11 protein-coding genes and 1 tRNA gene are annotated in these 12,825 nt (G+C 63.8%); 8 read left to right on the top strand and 4 right to left on the bottom strand.

Going from position 1 to position 12,825, the window contains the following annotated elements; translation table 11 throughout:
- Nucleotides 1-12 precede the first annotated feature (12 nt).
- Nucleotides 13-1,137, top strand: coding sequence for an HlyD family secretion protein (locus KIO76_RS07680; protein WP_213322345.1), 1,125 nt, complete (start codon nt 13-15; stop codon nt 1,135-1,137).
- Here the strand turns inward: KIO76_RS07680 and KIO76_RS07685 are convergent.
- Nucleotides 1,129-1,863, bottom strand: coding sequence for a FadR/GntR family transcriptional regulator (locus tag KIO76_RS07685; RefSeq protein ID WP_213322347.1), 735 nt, complete (start codon nt 1,861-1,863; stop codon nt 1,129-1,131). The genes KIO76_RS07680 and KIO76_RS07685 overlap by 9 nt on opposite strands.
- Before the next feature lie 292 nt (nt 1,864-2,155).
- On the opposite strand from KIO76_RS07685, the gene KIO76_RS07690 reads away from it, so the two are divergent.
- On the top strand, nt 2,156-3,391 hold the full coding sequence (locus KIO76_RS07690) for a GGDEF domain-containing protein (protein WP_213322349.1): 1,236 nt from the start codon (nt 2,156-2,158) through the stop codon (nt 3,389-3,391).
- A gap of 31 nt (nt 3,392-3,422) precedes the next feature.
- On the opposite strand, the gene KIO76_RS07695 is transcribed toward KIO76_RS07690, so the two are convergent.
- Together KIO76_RS07695 and tsaD are read right to left on the bottom strand one after the other, a co-directional pair.
- The gene (locus tag KIO76_RS07695) at nt 3,423-4,130 is read right to left on the bottom strand and encodes a fumarylacetoacetate hydrolase family protein (protein WP_213322351.1); all 708 of its coding nucleotides are present in this window, start codon (nt 4,128-4,130) and stop codon (nt 3,423-3,425) included.
- Nucleotides 4,131-4,254: 124 nt separating this feature from the next.
- Nucleotides 4,255-5,292, bottom strand: coding sequence for a tRNA (adenosine(37)-N6)-threonylcarbamoyltransferase complex transferase subunit TsaD (tsaD, locus tag KIO76_RS07700; RefSeq protein WP_213325133.1), 1,038 nt, complete (start codon nt 5,290-5,292; stop codon nt 4,255-4,257).
- A gap of 173 nt (nt 5,293-5,465) precedes the next feature.
- Here tsaD and hemC point away from each other — a divergent pair, with 173 nt between their 5' ends.
- The 5 genes from hemC to KIO76_RS07725 all read left to right on the top strand — a co-directional run bounded on the left by hemC (nt 5,466) and on the right by KIO76_RS07725 (nt 10,665).
- Nucleotides 5,466-6,374: a hydroxymethylbilane synthase gene (gene hemC, locus KIO76_RS07705; protein WP_213325134.1), complete on the top strand. Its 909-nt coding sequence runs from the start codon at nt 5,466-5,468 to the stop codon at nt 6,372-6,374.
- A gap of 13 nt (nt 6,375-6,387) precedes the next feature.
- On the top strand, nt 6,388-7,086 hold the full coding sequence (locus tag KIO76_RS07710; RefSeq protein WP_213322353.1) for a uroporphyrinogen-III synthase: 699 nt from the start codon (nt 6,388-6,390) through the stop codon (nt 7,084-7,086).
- 83 nt (nt 7,087-7,169) lie between these two features.
- Entirely contained in the window at nt 7,170-8,606 is a 1,437-nt protein-coding gene (locus KIO76_RS07715; RefSeq protein WP_213322356.1) for a COG4223 family protein, read from the top strand.
- Complete coding sequence (locus KIO76_RS07720) at nt 8,603-10,411, top strand: heme biosynthesis protein HemY (RefSeq protein WP_213322358.1); 1,809 nt, start codon at nt 8,603-8,605, stop codon at nt 10,409-10,411. The genes KIO76_RS07715 and KIO76_RS07720 overlap by 4 nt, the downstream gene beginning before the upstream one ends.
- A 178-nt stretch (nt 10,412-10,589) precedes the next feature.
- Nucleotides 10,590-10,665 (top strand) — tRNA-Thr (locus tag KIO76_RS07725).
- Nucleotides 10,666-11,008: 343 nt separating this feature from the next.
- On the opposite strand, the gene KIO76_RS07730 is transcribed toward KIO76_RS07725, so the two are convergent.
- Nucleotides 11,009-11,590, bottom strand: a complete 582-nt coding sequence (locus KIO76_RS07730; protein ID WP_213322360.1) for a cupin domain-containing protein — start codon at nt 11,588-11,590, stop codon at nt 11,009-11,011.
- Between the two features lie 291 nt (nt 11,591-11,881).
- On the opposite strand from KIO76_RS07730, the gene KIO76_RS07735 reads away from it, so the two are divergent.
- Nucleotides 11,882-12,793: a polysaccharide deacetylase family protein gene (locus tag KIO76_RS07735; RefSeq protein WP_213322362.1), complete on the top strand. Its 912-nt coding sequence runs from the start codon at nt 11,882-11,884 to the stop codon at nt 12,791-12,793.
- The last annotated feature ends 32 nt before the right edge of the window (nt 12,794-12,825 follow it).

A 12,825-nucleotide genomic window follows, 5' to 3' on the forward strand; every position in this document is an offset into this window, starting at 1 on the left:
ACTTAGAAGATCATGTCTACGTCACAAGTCATTCGGGCCGGTGCTGCCATCGCCGTGGGCATCGTTGGTTCCTTGCTGATCCTCCGGTCCTGGCAACTGCCGCCGTTCCACAGCTCAGTCGAGACCACGGAGAACGCCTATGTGCGTGGCAAGGTCACAACCCTGAGCCCTCAGGTCACCGGCTATGTCGTTGCCGTCAATGCGCAGGACTACCAGCATGTTCATGCCGGTGATGTCATCGTGCAGATCGACGACCGCATCTATCGGCAAAAGCTGAAGCAGGCGGAAGCGACGCTCGCGATGAAACGCGCTGCGCTGCAAAACTCAGAGCAGAGCCAGCGGGCCGCCGAGGCCCGGATCCGGTCGAGCGAGGCGCAGGTGGCAAGCGCCCGTGCAGCCCTTGAGGTCGCGCAATCGAATGCGGAGCGTGTGGAAGCGTTGCTGCCGCGCGGCGCAACGACGCAAAGCGCGGCGGATCAGGCCCATGGCACGCTCGCCCAGGCGCAGGCAGCGCTGCATCAGGCGGAGTCCGCCGTGGATGTGGCGCGCCAGGATCTTCAGTCGATCATCGTCAACCGGGACTCGCTGAAGGCGGAGATCGAGAATGCCGCAGCGGCCGTCGAACTCGCCAAGATCGATCTGGACAACACCCATATCGTCGCCCCGGCCGACGGCCAGCTTGGCGAAGTCGGGGCCCGGCTTGGCCAGTATGTTTCTGTGGGCACGCAGCTTGCCGCCCTCGTCCCCGAACAGGTCTGGGTCGTCGCCAATTTCAAGGAAACGCAGCTTTCCGGCATGAAGATCGGCCAGCCCGTTTCCTTCACCGTGGATGCCTTGCGCGGAGAGACGCTCACCGGTCGCATCGAGCAGTTCTCACCCGCGGCGGGTTCCGAATTCGCCGTGCTCAAGGCCGACAATGCCACCGGCAACTTCACCAAGGTGACGCAGCGCTTGCCCGTGCGCATTGCGATCGATCCAGGCCAGCCGTTGGCAAAACGCCTGGCGCCCGGCATGTCGGTCGTCGTGTCGGTTGATACCGCTGCAAAAACCTCAGCGGCGGCACCTGTCTCGCCGCAGCCGACAGGTCCGAATCATGTCCCCCCTGGGCAGCCCATGGCAGAACGTCGTTCAAGCTAGCTGAGCCTTGGCAGCGACGGCCGCGCCTGCTGCCAAGCGATCCTTGCTGCCGATGAGGTGGATACGCATGGCCGCGCGGGCACCCTCGGGCTCCTTCTCTTCGATGGCGGCGAGGATGGCTGCATGCTCCTCGTTGAGGTGCTTGAGATAGTCCGCCCGGTTGGCGCCAGTGATTTTGAAGGTTTCAAATTTCGTGCGCGGGATCATCAACTCGCCGAGATAGTTGAAAAGCTGCAGGAAATGGACATTCCCTGACGCCTCCGCGATGCTGCGATGGAAGGCGAGGTCCGCTTGGATCGCGTCCTCGCCAGCCTCTGTGGCCTGCACCATCGCCTTCATGGCCTTGCGCATTTCCCTGAGGTGCTTTTCATCACGCCGGCTTGCCGCGAGCCCGGCTGCCTCCACTTCAAGAGCGACCCGGAGCTCAAGAACAGCGATCGCCTCATTGACCAGCTTCAGGTCGGGATCGTCGATGACGAAGGATCGCAGAGGCACCTGGCGCTGTACGAACACCCCCACGCCCTGCCGCGTCGAGACGAGCCCACCTGCCTTCAAGTTGGCGATAGCCTCGCGCACTACAGTGCGGCTGACGCCGAACTCCTCGATCAGGTCCTGTTCGGTCGGGAGTTTTTCGCCACGTGGGTAGTCGCCAGCCTGAATACGCTGGCGCATGATCGTGACGATCTGCTCCGACAGGCTGCCGCGGCGAAATTCTATTCTCGGCATGATTCTGGTCTCGCGCTGTCCACGTCCTGTGCCGCTCCCGGCGTTGGTCTTGCAAACAGCGGACATCATACAAGTAATTGCCGCCGCTGCCACATCGGATCGGGGAGAAAGCTCGTGGAGGGGGCCTGACGTATTTTCTAAAGCCGCAGGTGAGGCCTGATGGTTGCGATGCAGGCGCAGGAAACGCCCCCAACTCTGTTGGTTCAGCCTTTAAGGGGGTGAGACAAGGCCTGGGACAGGCTCAGCGCCACCGGAGAGCTGCTCCATCAGGCGGGATCATTGATCTGGCCACATGCTCTTCTTTCGCCTAAAACAGCAGTGTTCGGGGGAACTGGCAGGTTACGCTATGAGTGGAGTGTGGTTTTTAAGCCTATTAAATCCGATAATTGCATCCGCTTTCGCGTCAATTTTCTTCGTGATCTGGCTTCACCAGCGAGGACGAGGCTACATTCTTTATATCTTCGGCGCGGCATTGTTTTATGTTGCCGGATACATTGCTCACGTTTTTCGGTTTGGGGAAAGCATCGGCGGCAATCCCCCTTTTCCAGCCATGTTTTATTCAGCCAGCGTCATTCTGCTATTTTATGGGATTTTCAGCCGTAAGAAAATAAGGTTCGGCTATTTCCTGATGCCAGGAATTATTGCGACTATGATCGCGCTAATATTATATTTTTATTTTGTAGCGAATAGCGTATATATGAGGGTCTATATCATTAATTTCGGCTTTGGCATCCTGTTTCTCGTAGCGGCTTATCGTCTGAGGCGCGCGGGCAACTTCGGAGCAGCAGATCGTATTCTTTTCTGGGTCCTTGTCGCGTCTGGCATTCAGTTCTTTCCTCGGACCATTCTCGCCCTTGAAGTGTTCGATCGCGGCCTCCTTCCGCGCGATTTTGGGCGTTCGATCTTCTGGCTATGGCTCAACTTCTCTCTCGTCATCGTCATTGTCGGCATCGCGCTCGCCGTGTTGACGGCCGTTGTCCTCGATATCATCGACGATCTCAAGAAGGACAGCAGCACCGACCTCATGACCGGGCTTCTCAATCGTCGCGGGTTCGAGGAACGTGCAGGCGCCATGCTTCTCGGAGAGGAGGGCAGCCCCGTCAGCATGGTCTACTGTGACATTGATCACTTCAAGGCCATCAACGACACCCACGGGCATGCCGCCGGTGACCGCGTCATTCAGGAATTTGCCGACCTCCTTGCCACCGAGATGCGGGCGGAAGACATCGCCGGTCGCATTGGTGGAGAAGAATTCGCGATCCTGCTGCCCGATGCCGATATCGAGGGCGCCAGGGCTTTCGCGGAGCGGGTGCGGCGCAATCTCGAGGCGCGCCGTTTCGAGACCCTGGCCGGGCGGCCGCGCGTGACGGCGAGTTTCGGTATCGCTACCCGGCGGGCCGGAGAGTATCTCCATGAACTCACGCGTCGCGCCGACAAGATGCTTTATGAGGCCAAGGGGGGTGGACGAAATTGCGTCTACCCCCCGGGCGACAACGTGTTGGACTTCCCCTCGCAGGCGAAGGCTTGACTACTTCGCGCTCCCTTCGATCGGGGAACCGTCAGACGACTCTCACTTCGATATCACCGACACCTTCGACATGGCCCTTCATGACATCGCCGCGGGTGATCGCGCCGACGCCCGCGGGCGTGCCCGAGAAGATGAGGTCGCCGGGGGCGAGCGTGAATAGGCCCGAGAGATAGGCGATCGCTTCGGGCACCTTCCAGATCATCTGGTTGAGATCACCGGTCTGGCGGCGCTCACCGTTGACGTCGAGCCAGATGGCCCCGGCGGAGGGATGGCCGATCAGCGACGCGGGAACGATGGGGCTGCAAGGAGCCGAATGTTCGAAGGCCTTGCCGACTTCCCACGGCCGGCCGAGATCCTTGGCCTTGCCCTGCAGGTCACGCCGGGTCATGTCGAGGCCGACGGCATAGCCGAAGACGTGTTCGAGCGCCCGCTCCACGGGGATGTCATGTCCGCCCTGCCCAAGTGCCACGACCATCTCGATCTCGAAATGCACGTCGCTGGATTGCGGCGGATAGGGAAAGCCGGCATCGGGGAGCAGCACATTGTCCGGGTTCTTCTGGAAGAAGAACGGCGGCTCCTTGTTTGGATCATGGCCCATCTCAATGGCATGGGCAGCAAAGTTGCGGCCGACACAATAGATCCGGCGGACAGGAAAGCGTGCGTCGGTGCCCTTCACCGGCAGGGAGGGAAGGACAGGCGGATTGACTGCATACTGGATTGCGGATGAGGCATCGGCCATGGATCGCTTCCTTCGTTACGGCAGGGGCTCGATGAGCGGGAGCTCGACGACCAAGGTCATGGGAGCAATTCCGTGGCAAACCTGCAACGGCTTTCCGCTCCAAATCGTCTAGATCAAGGAGTGTTCAGGCGCGCATGGCGTCGAGGGGCCAGCGTGCTTTAGCCGGCGCGGTGAGATCATCGGTGAGATCAAGCCTGAGACGTTCGAGCCCAGCCCAGGCGATCATCGCGGCGTTGTCCGTGCAAAGCGCCGGTGGCGGCGTGACAAGGCGCAGGCCTGCTTCCACGGCGAAGCGCTGCAGCGCGGCCCGAATCATCTGATTTGCGGCGACACCGCCAGCCACGACCAGCGCAGTCGGGTTTCCTGCCGCCGCGTGGAAGGCCCGCAAGGCGACCCGGCTGCGGTCCACGATCACATCGACGACGGCGGCCTGGAATGAGGCGCAGAGATCGGCAATGTCCGTGGCGCTGAGCGGCGCGATCCGCTCGGCCTCCAGGCGGACCGCGGTCTTCAGGCCGGAGAGGGAGAAATCCGGCACATCCCGCCGGAGCATCGGCCGAGGCAGAGCGAAGCGCTCGGGGTCGCCACGCATGGCCTCCTTCTCGACCTCCGGTCCGCCGGGATAGGGCAGGCCGAGCATTTTCGCCGTTTTATCGAAGGCTTCGCCAATCGCATCGTCGATGGTTGTGCCTAGCCTGACATAATCACCCACGCCGCGCACACAGACGAGCTGGGTGTGTCCTCCGGAGGCGAGGAGCAGCAGATAGGGAAAGCCGACCGAATCGGTCAGCCGGGCGGTGAGCGCGTGGCCTTCCAGATGGTTGACGGCGATGAGGGGCTTGCCCGCGACGAGTGCCAGCGCCTTCGCCGCAGTCAGGCCCACGATGACCCCGCCGATCAGCCCAGGGCCTGCCGCCGCGGCGATGCCGTCCATGTCCGAGAGTTCGAGGCCGGCCCGCGCCAGGGCTCGCGCCACGAGGAGATCGAGCGCCTCCACATGGGCCCGGGCGGCGATTTCCGGCACCACGCCTCCATAGGCGGCATGCTCGGCAATCTGGCTGAGAACTTCATTGGCGAGGATATGGCCACGTCCATCGCCGTCGCAGGAGACGACGGCCGCCGCCGTCTCATCGCAAGTGGTCTCCAAACCGAGTATACGCATGGTCACCAAAGCGGGCCGGTATCCCGCGACGTTGTTTCGGAATTGTTCTGGAACCACCTATAGTCCGAGCGGCGATCCTTCGCCATCTAAAGTCTTACACCTAGAGTTCGCCTGGCCTCGCAGGACCAGGGCCCACGGAGTGCGTTGCAGTGTCGATCATTTTTCCCGAGCGCATGGTCATCGGAACCCGCGCCAGCCCGCTCGCCCTCGCCCAGGCCGAGGAGACGCGAGCGCGGCTTGTCGCGGCGGCCGGCCTCGCGCCGGAAGCCTTGCCGTTGCTGCCGCTGACCACCACGGGGGACAAGATCCAGGACCGCGCTCTGTCCGAGGCCGGCGGCAAGGGGCTTTTCACAAAGGAGCTCGATGCCGCGCTCTTCGCGGGTTCAGCCGACCTGACGGTGCATTCGGCCAAGGATCTGCCGACCGAGCTGCCGGAGGGCCTCGTGATCGCCGGCTATCTGCCGCGTGAGGATGTGCGGGACGTCTTCATCAGCCGCCGCGCCGACAGTCTGATGAGCTTGCCGGTGGGGGCGGTGGTCGGCAGCGCTTCTCTGCGGCGGCAGGCGCAGATCCTGCGCGCTCGCCCTGATCTCAAGGTAACACTGCTGCGTGGCAATGTCGCAACGCGGCTTGCGCGCCTCGACGAGGGCCGTGTCGACGCCACTCTCCTGGCCCTCGCCGGATTGAAGCGGCTCGGCAAGGTGGATGTCGCCACGGCTATCCTCGATACGGATGATTTTCTGCCCGCCGTCGGGCAGGGCGCCATCGCGCTCGTGGCGCGGGCCGGCGACGCGGCGGTGCTCGCCGCGGCGGCAACAATCGCCGATCACGACACCGGGGTGGCGCTCACCGCCGAGCGCGCGTTCCTCAAGGTGCTGGACGGCTCTTGCCGCACGCCGATCGCGGGCCACGCGACAGTGGACGGCGGGCGCTTGCGCTTTCGTGGGCTGTTGCTGGCGCCTGACGGCAGCCGCTTCGTTGCTGTCGCGCGCGAAGGAGACATCAGGGAGGCGGCTGCTCTCGGCGAGGAGGCGGGCCGAGCGGTCATCGCTGAGGCCGGCCCGGACCTTCTGCGCGGGTGAGCAAGGGGCGGCCATGCGTATTCTTGTCTTTCGTCCCCAGGCTGCCGCCGAACGCACCGCGGCGCGCCTTTCCCTCCTCGGTCATGAGGCGGTGCTGACGCCGGCGACCCGCATCGTTCCCGTTGATACACCACGGCCGGAGGGACCTTTCGCAGCGATCGTGGTGGGAAGCGCGAATAGTTTCGTCATCGCGGCGGACGATATGATTCGCGCCGTGCCCGTCATCGCGGTGGGAGAGCGCACGGCGGAGGTGGCGCGGGCGCGCGGCTTCACGGATGTGGAAAGCGCTGATGGCGATCGGATCGCCATGGCGGCGCTCGCCCGGCGGCGGTTTCCGGCGGGTGGTCGCGCCCTCGTTCTGCAGGGGCGCGATCACAAAGCCGACACAATGGCGCTCCTGGCTGACGCCGGCCTGACGCCCGTCAGCTGGATCGTCTATGCGGCTGCGGCCGTGGAAGCCCTGACTAGCGAGGCCGAGGAGGCCCTTCACCGGGAACAGATCGACGCGGTTCTCCATTACTCGCGCAGGAGTGCAGAGGTGGCGCTTTCCCTTGTAGATCGTGCCCATCTTGGGCGACCATTTTTCGCAGCCCGTCAGGTGTGTCTGTCGCCTGATGTGGCAGAGCCATTGCGCAGGGCGGGCGCGCAACAGATCGTGGTGGCCGTCGCGCCACGGGAGGAGGCCTTGCTCGCGGCGTTGAGTGAGGCTTGAGGCTCGCCACCGGCGCCGCACAGGTGGTATGACGCAGGGATGAACCGACAGCGAGGCGCATTGATTCACGGGGAGCAGCCAGAATGACCGATGACACGGCCATGACCCCTCCGCCCAAGCCGGGCCGGGGCAAGCTGCGGCGCAACCCCACCACACTGGATCTGACCGCCTCGCCCGCTCCCGCTCCTGATAGGGATCAGGCGGTGAAGCCCACGGACGAGGTTGGCGGTGCATCGGACGCGAGCCAGCCATCGATGCAAGACGCTCCCATCGAAGCCGCAGCGAGGCCCTCCGCCGTGGAAGCGGAACCCGCTCGTCCAGCTGGCGAGAGCAGCGGAACTGAGGGTTTCATGGAACGGCCGAATGAAGGCGCGGGCAGCGAAAAGGACAGCATCGACGAAACGTCGGCGGCCGATATGCAGGATGACGGAGCCAACCGCCTGCGCGCGGCGGCCTCTGGCATTCCACCATCGGGAATTGCATCGAACCCAGCCGGCCCTGGCAGCTCATCCTCGCCGCCGCAGCCCCCGCCCGAGTCGTCAGTCTCGGTGAAGGCACTGGCGCTTGCAGCTATTGCGGGCGCCATTGCGGGCGGGTTGGTCAGCTTTCTGCTGATGCCGACCTCAACGCCGGTCGACGAGACCGCCTCGCGTCTCATGGCGCTGGAACGCCGGGTTGCAGCGTTGCCTGCGGCTCTGCCCCAGGACGACGTGAAGGCCCTTGCGACCCGCGTCCAAGGGCTTTCTGAAGAGGTCGCTGGGCTCGGACGTGATGTGGCAGCGGCGGCCGCCACTGCGGATCAGGCCGCCAGCCGCGCCGCAGCCTTGGAGAAGGCTCCCCAGCCAGCACCGGCGCAGCCATCTGTCCCACCGCAGGTCGTTCAGGCGCAGGAGCAGCGCCTGAACGCGCTCGAAGGTGCCATTGACCGTCTCGACCCCGCGCGCCTGGCAGCGGCCACATCGGACGCTTCGACCCGTGCTGGCCGCGTGGCGACGCTGGCTGCCCGGGCTGTCCTCGCCGAGGATCTGCTCGGCCGGATCCGGCGCGGCGAGCCTCTCTCGCAGACGGTTGATCGCTTGGCTGCACTTGGGGTCCCGGAGCAAAAGCTCGCTCCGTTGCGCCAGGCGTCGGGTGCTGCCGTGGCGAGCCTGTCCACGCTGCGCGCAGAGTTCGAGGACTTGGAAGATCGGCTGGCACAATCCCAGGAGGCCCAGCCCGAGGACTTTACCAGTCGTGCGCTCGCCAGCATCAACCGCCTCGTTCGGATACGCACTGTCGGCGGCGATGCGGTGACGGACGGCGTGGCTGCGGTGAATACGGCCCTCGCGCGCGGCGATGGCGCGGCTGCGCTGACCGCCTGGCAGGCCCTGCCGGAAAGCGCCCGCAAGACCTCCGCACCGTGGGGGGCGGCGCTGGAGCGCCACGTGGCGGCGGAAGGTGCCGCTCAGACGCTCTCCGACGAGACCGTTACGGCTCTGGCCGGCGAGGCCACCGGCGCCGGCACGGGGGCGCGGCCATGATCAGGGTCCTCGCTTTCCTTGCATTGCTCGCGCTAGTCGCCCTCGGCGCCTCGTGGCTTGCCGATCGCCCCGGCGAGGTCGCCGTGATCTGGCAAGGCTATCGCATCGAGACATCGGTCGCGGTGCTCCTGGCGGCTGTGCTCGCGCTTGCCTTTCTGCTGGTGTGCCTGTGGTCGCTGTTGCACCTCGTTCTGCGGCTTCCGAGCGTCATGAGTTTTGCCTCGCGGGCACGACGGCGCAATCGAGGCTACGTAGCGGTTTCGCGCGGCATGGTGGCGGTTGGAGCTGGCGATCCGCTCGCCGCCCGGCGCCACGCCAGTGACGCGGAGCGCTGGCTCGGACGGGAGCCGCTGACCCTGCTCCTGAAGGCCCAGGCCGCGCAGATCTCCGGCGATCGCACGGGCGCGGAGGCGACCTTCACCGATATGCTCGACGATGCCGAAACGCGGGTTCTCGGCCTGCGCGGACTGTTCGTCGAGGCGCGGCGCAAGGGCGATGCGGTCGCCGCGCGCGCCTATGTGACGAAGGCTGTAGAACTCGCTCCGGGCGTTGCTTGGGCCAGCGAGGCCATGCTCGAGTTCCAGTCGGCTGAGCGGGACTGGCGGGGAGCGCTCGCCAAGCTCGAACAGCGTGTCGCCTTGCGAACCATTGACAAGGGCACAGCCAAGCGACAGCGCGCCGTGTTGCTGACAGCCGACGCGCTGGACCGAGCCGACAAGGAGCCGGAAGCGGCACTCGCGGCCGCGCAGGCGGCCGTGAAGCTCGCGCCAGATCTCGTGCCGGCCTCAGCCTTGGCCGGCCGTCTCCTCGCTGCCAGCGGCAAACTCCGGAAGGCGGCCAAGGTTCTGGAAGCAAGCTGGAAGATCGATCCGCATCCCGACATCGCGGCCGCTTATCTTGATATACGTCACGGCGATTCGACCCATGACCGTCTGGCTCGCGCCGAGACGCTCGCCAAGCTCAAGCCGCGCCATCCGGAATCGACGCTCGCCGTCGCCGAGGCCGCGATTGCCGCGCATGAATATGCCAGGGCAAAACAGGCGCTGGCCCCGCTCCTTGCCGAGCGGCCGACCGTGCGCGCCTGCCTTTTGATGGCGGATATCGAGGAAGCGGAGCACGGCGCTTCGGCTGCGCTCCGTCAATGGCTCGGCAAGGCGGCACGCGCGCCGCGTGACGCGACGTGGATGGCCGATGGTGTCACTTCAGACCATTGGGAGCCGGTGTCGCCTGTCTCGGGGCGCCTTGACGCCTTCCAGTGGGTGGCACCGGCCGAGCAGATCGCCCACGGGCGCGTGCACAGCGACGCTGACGCGGTGCTTGCCGATGGCGATGAGCGGACAGTCCTTTTACCGGCTGCGCCGGATGACGAGCCGGTGAGCAAGGACGCGTTCCCTGCTCCTGCGACAGAGGCGTCCTCTCCTAGTCCCTCGACTCCTCCTGCAATAACTCCCGTCTCACCGGCTCCCGCGTCATCGGCCGAGCCGGCGCCGGTCGCGGCGGCCAGCGGTCTGTCACCGGAACCTGCCGCGCGGCCCGCTGGACAGGGCGGTGCTGCTGCGTCGCCGGAGCCGCCGCAGGCAGAACCAGCCGGCGAGGCTTCTCGCGTCATGAAACCGGAGAGTATGCCGCCTGAGGCCAAGCCGGCGCTAAAGGCGACCGCGGAGAAAGCGGAGATGTCCACGAAGCGCGTTTCCGGACCGGTGGTTTTTCCCGTTGCCCGTCCTCCGGACGATCCCGGCACGGAAGACGTGGCGCTCGATGACCCGCAGGCTGGCGAGCGTCATCCGTACATGGGCCGCCTTTGAATGAGGCGGCAAGTCTTTGCGCCATTTGTGTCTGACCTGCGACGGTCGAGCCTCTCTAGAGGGCGCTCGTCGACGCGCGCTGGTTAAATCGGACGGACGTGCAGAGTTTGGCAAAGAGGATCTTGCCAAAACGCCCCCAATGCGGATATGAGAGCGCCAGCCAAGAGTGACTGTCGATGCCGCGGTAGCTCAGCTGGTAGAGCATCGCATTCGTAATGCGAGGGTCGGGGGTTCGAATCCCTTCCGCGGCACCACTCCTCCATCCAACACAGTCCGGTTTAGTACTGAATCCGTTGAGAACAATGGGTTTGTGTCGGCGTGCCGGATGTGTCCCGCTAAGTGTGTTGGTTTCCAACGTGAAATCGTTGGTATTTTAAGTGGTAGTTTCAAAAGCCACTTGGCTGCGATACCAACCACCACCACGCGGCACTCATCTATCACGCGACCATCGCTGTCTAGGGCGCATGGATTCGTCAGATCCAGCAACACATCCAAGGCTGCATAGAGATCAGTGATTTTCCTCCTTCGGCTGTTGTGCAAGCCGGTTGGGAAAGCGCCGGCGTCGTCGAAACCGAAGCGCCGACTACGCCATCCAAACTAGAAGGTCGGTGGGGTGTTCGCCCATAGAACTCGGGCGGGCGTCTCGCCGGGATTGTTGTAGGCGTGCGGCAATTCGGAATGGAAAAGGAAGGAGTCTCCCGCTGTCAGCCGATAGGTGCGACCGGCAACTTGCAGGTCAATCATACCTTCGAGGATGAAGCCCATTTCCTCGCCCACATGGCTGATGGCTTCGTGGCCACCGCCTTGCGGGGCGACGATGTGGATATTCACCTGTAACAGGGATTTCGGCCCCAGCGGAACAACCTGTTCGAGCAGGACGCCACTGGAATTGGCCCTCGCATTCATCTGGATGCGGGGGCGGCTTCCGCTTCTGACGATGAAGGCCGGCTCCTCGTCCGCCCGATCGGAATCGAAGAGGTGAGAAATATTGATGTCGAGAGCGGCGACGAGGCGATGCAATAGAGTGAGCGACGGCTGAACCTTGTCGCGTTCGAGCTTGGAAATGAAGCTCTCCGAGCAGTTGGTGATCTCAGATAGCTGCTTCATGCTCAGCCCCTTGATCTTGCGCGCGTGGCGAAGCCGCCCGCCGATATGTATCTGATCAACGTTCTCGACCACTTTCAGCAATCCTCGTTGGATATGGCGTGCATCGCCATCATGCGTTTATGCACAAGGCATGACTTTTAGTAAAGTAGCTTGACAAGAGGGAAATTCCTGGTTCTCTTTGTCAATATTGCCGGAGGGTACCGGTTTTCAACTGTCCGAGAAAGGGCGTCGAGTAAGCCCCGTGCGGGTGGAACGAAACCCGGCTTGTGTTCACCACTGCAATGATTTCCACGGCGAAGAAAGCGGCCGACACGCTGTGTTTTCAGGATCTTTTCCATCGCCCTGTAGGCAGGAGAGCCGCGTATGACGTTGAAGCTTATCGAGGCGGCACCGCAATGGCCGGGCGGCGCCCGCTGTGCTGTTTGCATCTCGTTCGACATGGACGGCGAAGCGCTTGTCCACCGGCGGTTCCCAGACGCTTCGCCAGATCAGGTCGCGCTTGCCGCACAATTGCGGTACGAGCCGACCATTGCAGTGCCAAGATTGCTCCGTCTCTTTGCGGCGCACGGAATCCGGCAAACCTTCTTCATTCCTGGCTGGTGCATCGACCACTATCCGACGACGATCGAGCAGATTCTAACGGGTGGACACGAGATCGCCCATCACGGCTACGCACATGCCCGGCCGAACGTGCAGACGCCGGAAGCGGAGCGTGAGAGCCTTCAAGCGGGGATCGAAGCCATCGAGCGCGTAACCGGCTCCAGGCCCTTGGGCTATCGCGCGCCGGCATTCCAGCATTCGCGTCATACGGTGTCTTACTTGCTCGATGAAGGATTCGAGTACGATTCTTCGTTGTTCGGTGACGATGTGCCATATCTCATCGGCGACGGGTCCCGTGCTCTGCTCGAACTGCCGACGGACATCACGCTGGACGATTGGACCCAATTCGCATGCCTGCCCGACTTTGGCTACATGATGCCGATCGCGTCACCGCAGAAGGCGCTTGAGATGTACAAGGCCGAGTTCGACGCCGCGTGGCGTCACGGCGGCATGATGGTCACGGTCTGGCATCCATTCCTATCGGGCAGGCTGGCGCGGGTCGAGATGATCGACCAGTTGCTGCGCCACATGCAGGAAAAGGGCGACGTCTGGTTCGCCACGACGGCCGAGATCGCTCAGCATTGCCGTGGACTGATCGATTCCGGGGCCTGGAGCCCGAGGACGGACCGGCTTCCGTTCAGCGATGGTCCACTGCCTCCCGGCACGCCCGGCTGATCCCATCTCGTTCACCGTTCTTCTCAAAGGTT

The organism is Chelatococcus sp. YT9 (genome assembly GCF_018398315.1).
GTDB lineage: Bacteria > Pseudomonadota > Alphaproteobacteria > Rhizobiales > Beijerinckiaceae > Chelatococcus.

Bases quoted from the DNA above. Each gene is read 5' to 3' on its own strand.
- KIO76_RS07680 (WP_213322345.1), top strand. From the start codon at position 13: ATGTCTACGTCACAAGTCATTCGGGCCGGTGCTGCCATCGCCGTGGGC.
- KIO76_RS07685 (WP_213322347.1), bottom strand. From the start codon at position 1,863: ATGCCGAGAATAGAATTTCGCCGCGGCAGCCTGTCGGAGCAGATCGTC.
- KIO76_RS07690 (WP_213322349.1), top strand. From the start codon at position 2,156: ATGCTCTTCTTTCGCCTAAAACAGCAGTGTTCGGGGGAACTGGCAGGT.
- KIO76_RS07695 (WP_213322351.1), bottom strand. From the start codon at position 4,130: ATGGCCGATGCCTCATCCGCAATCCAGTATGCAGTCAATCCGCCTGTC.
- tsaD (WP_213325133.1), bottom strand. From the start codon at position 5,292: ATGCGTATACTCGGTTTGGAGACCACTTGCGATGAGACGGCGGCGGCC.
- hemC (WP_213325134.1), top strand. From the start codon at position 5,466: ATGGTCATCGGAACCCGCGCCAGCCCGCTCGCCCTCGCCCAGGCCGAG.
- KIO76_RS07710 (WP_213322353.1), top strand. From the start codon at position 6,388: ATGCGTATTCTTGTCTTTCGTCCCCAGGCTGCCGCCGAACGCACCGCG.
- KIO76_RS07715 (WP_213322356.1), top strand. From the start codon at position 7,170: ATGACCGATGACACGGCCATGACCCCTCCGCCCAAGCCGGGCCGGGGC.
- KIO76_RS07720 (WP_213322358.1), top strand. From the start codon at position 8,603: ATGATCAGGGTCCTCGCTTTCCTTGCATTGCTCGCGCTAGTCGCCCTC.
- KIO76_RS07735 (WP_213322362.1), top strand. From the start codon at position 11,882: ATGACGTTGAAGCTTATCGAGGCGGCACCGCAATGGCCGGGCGGCGCC.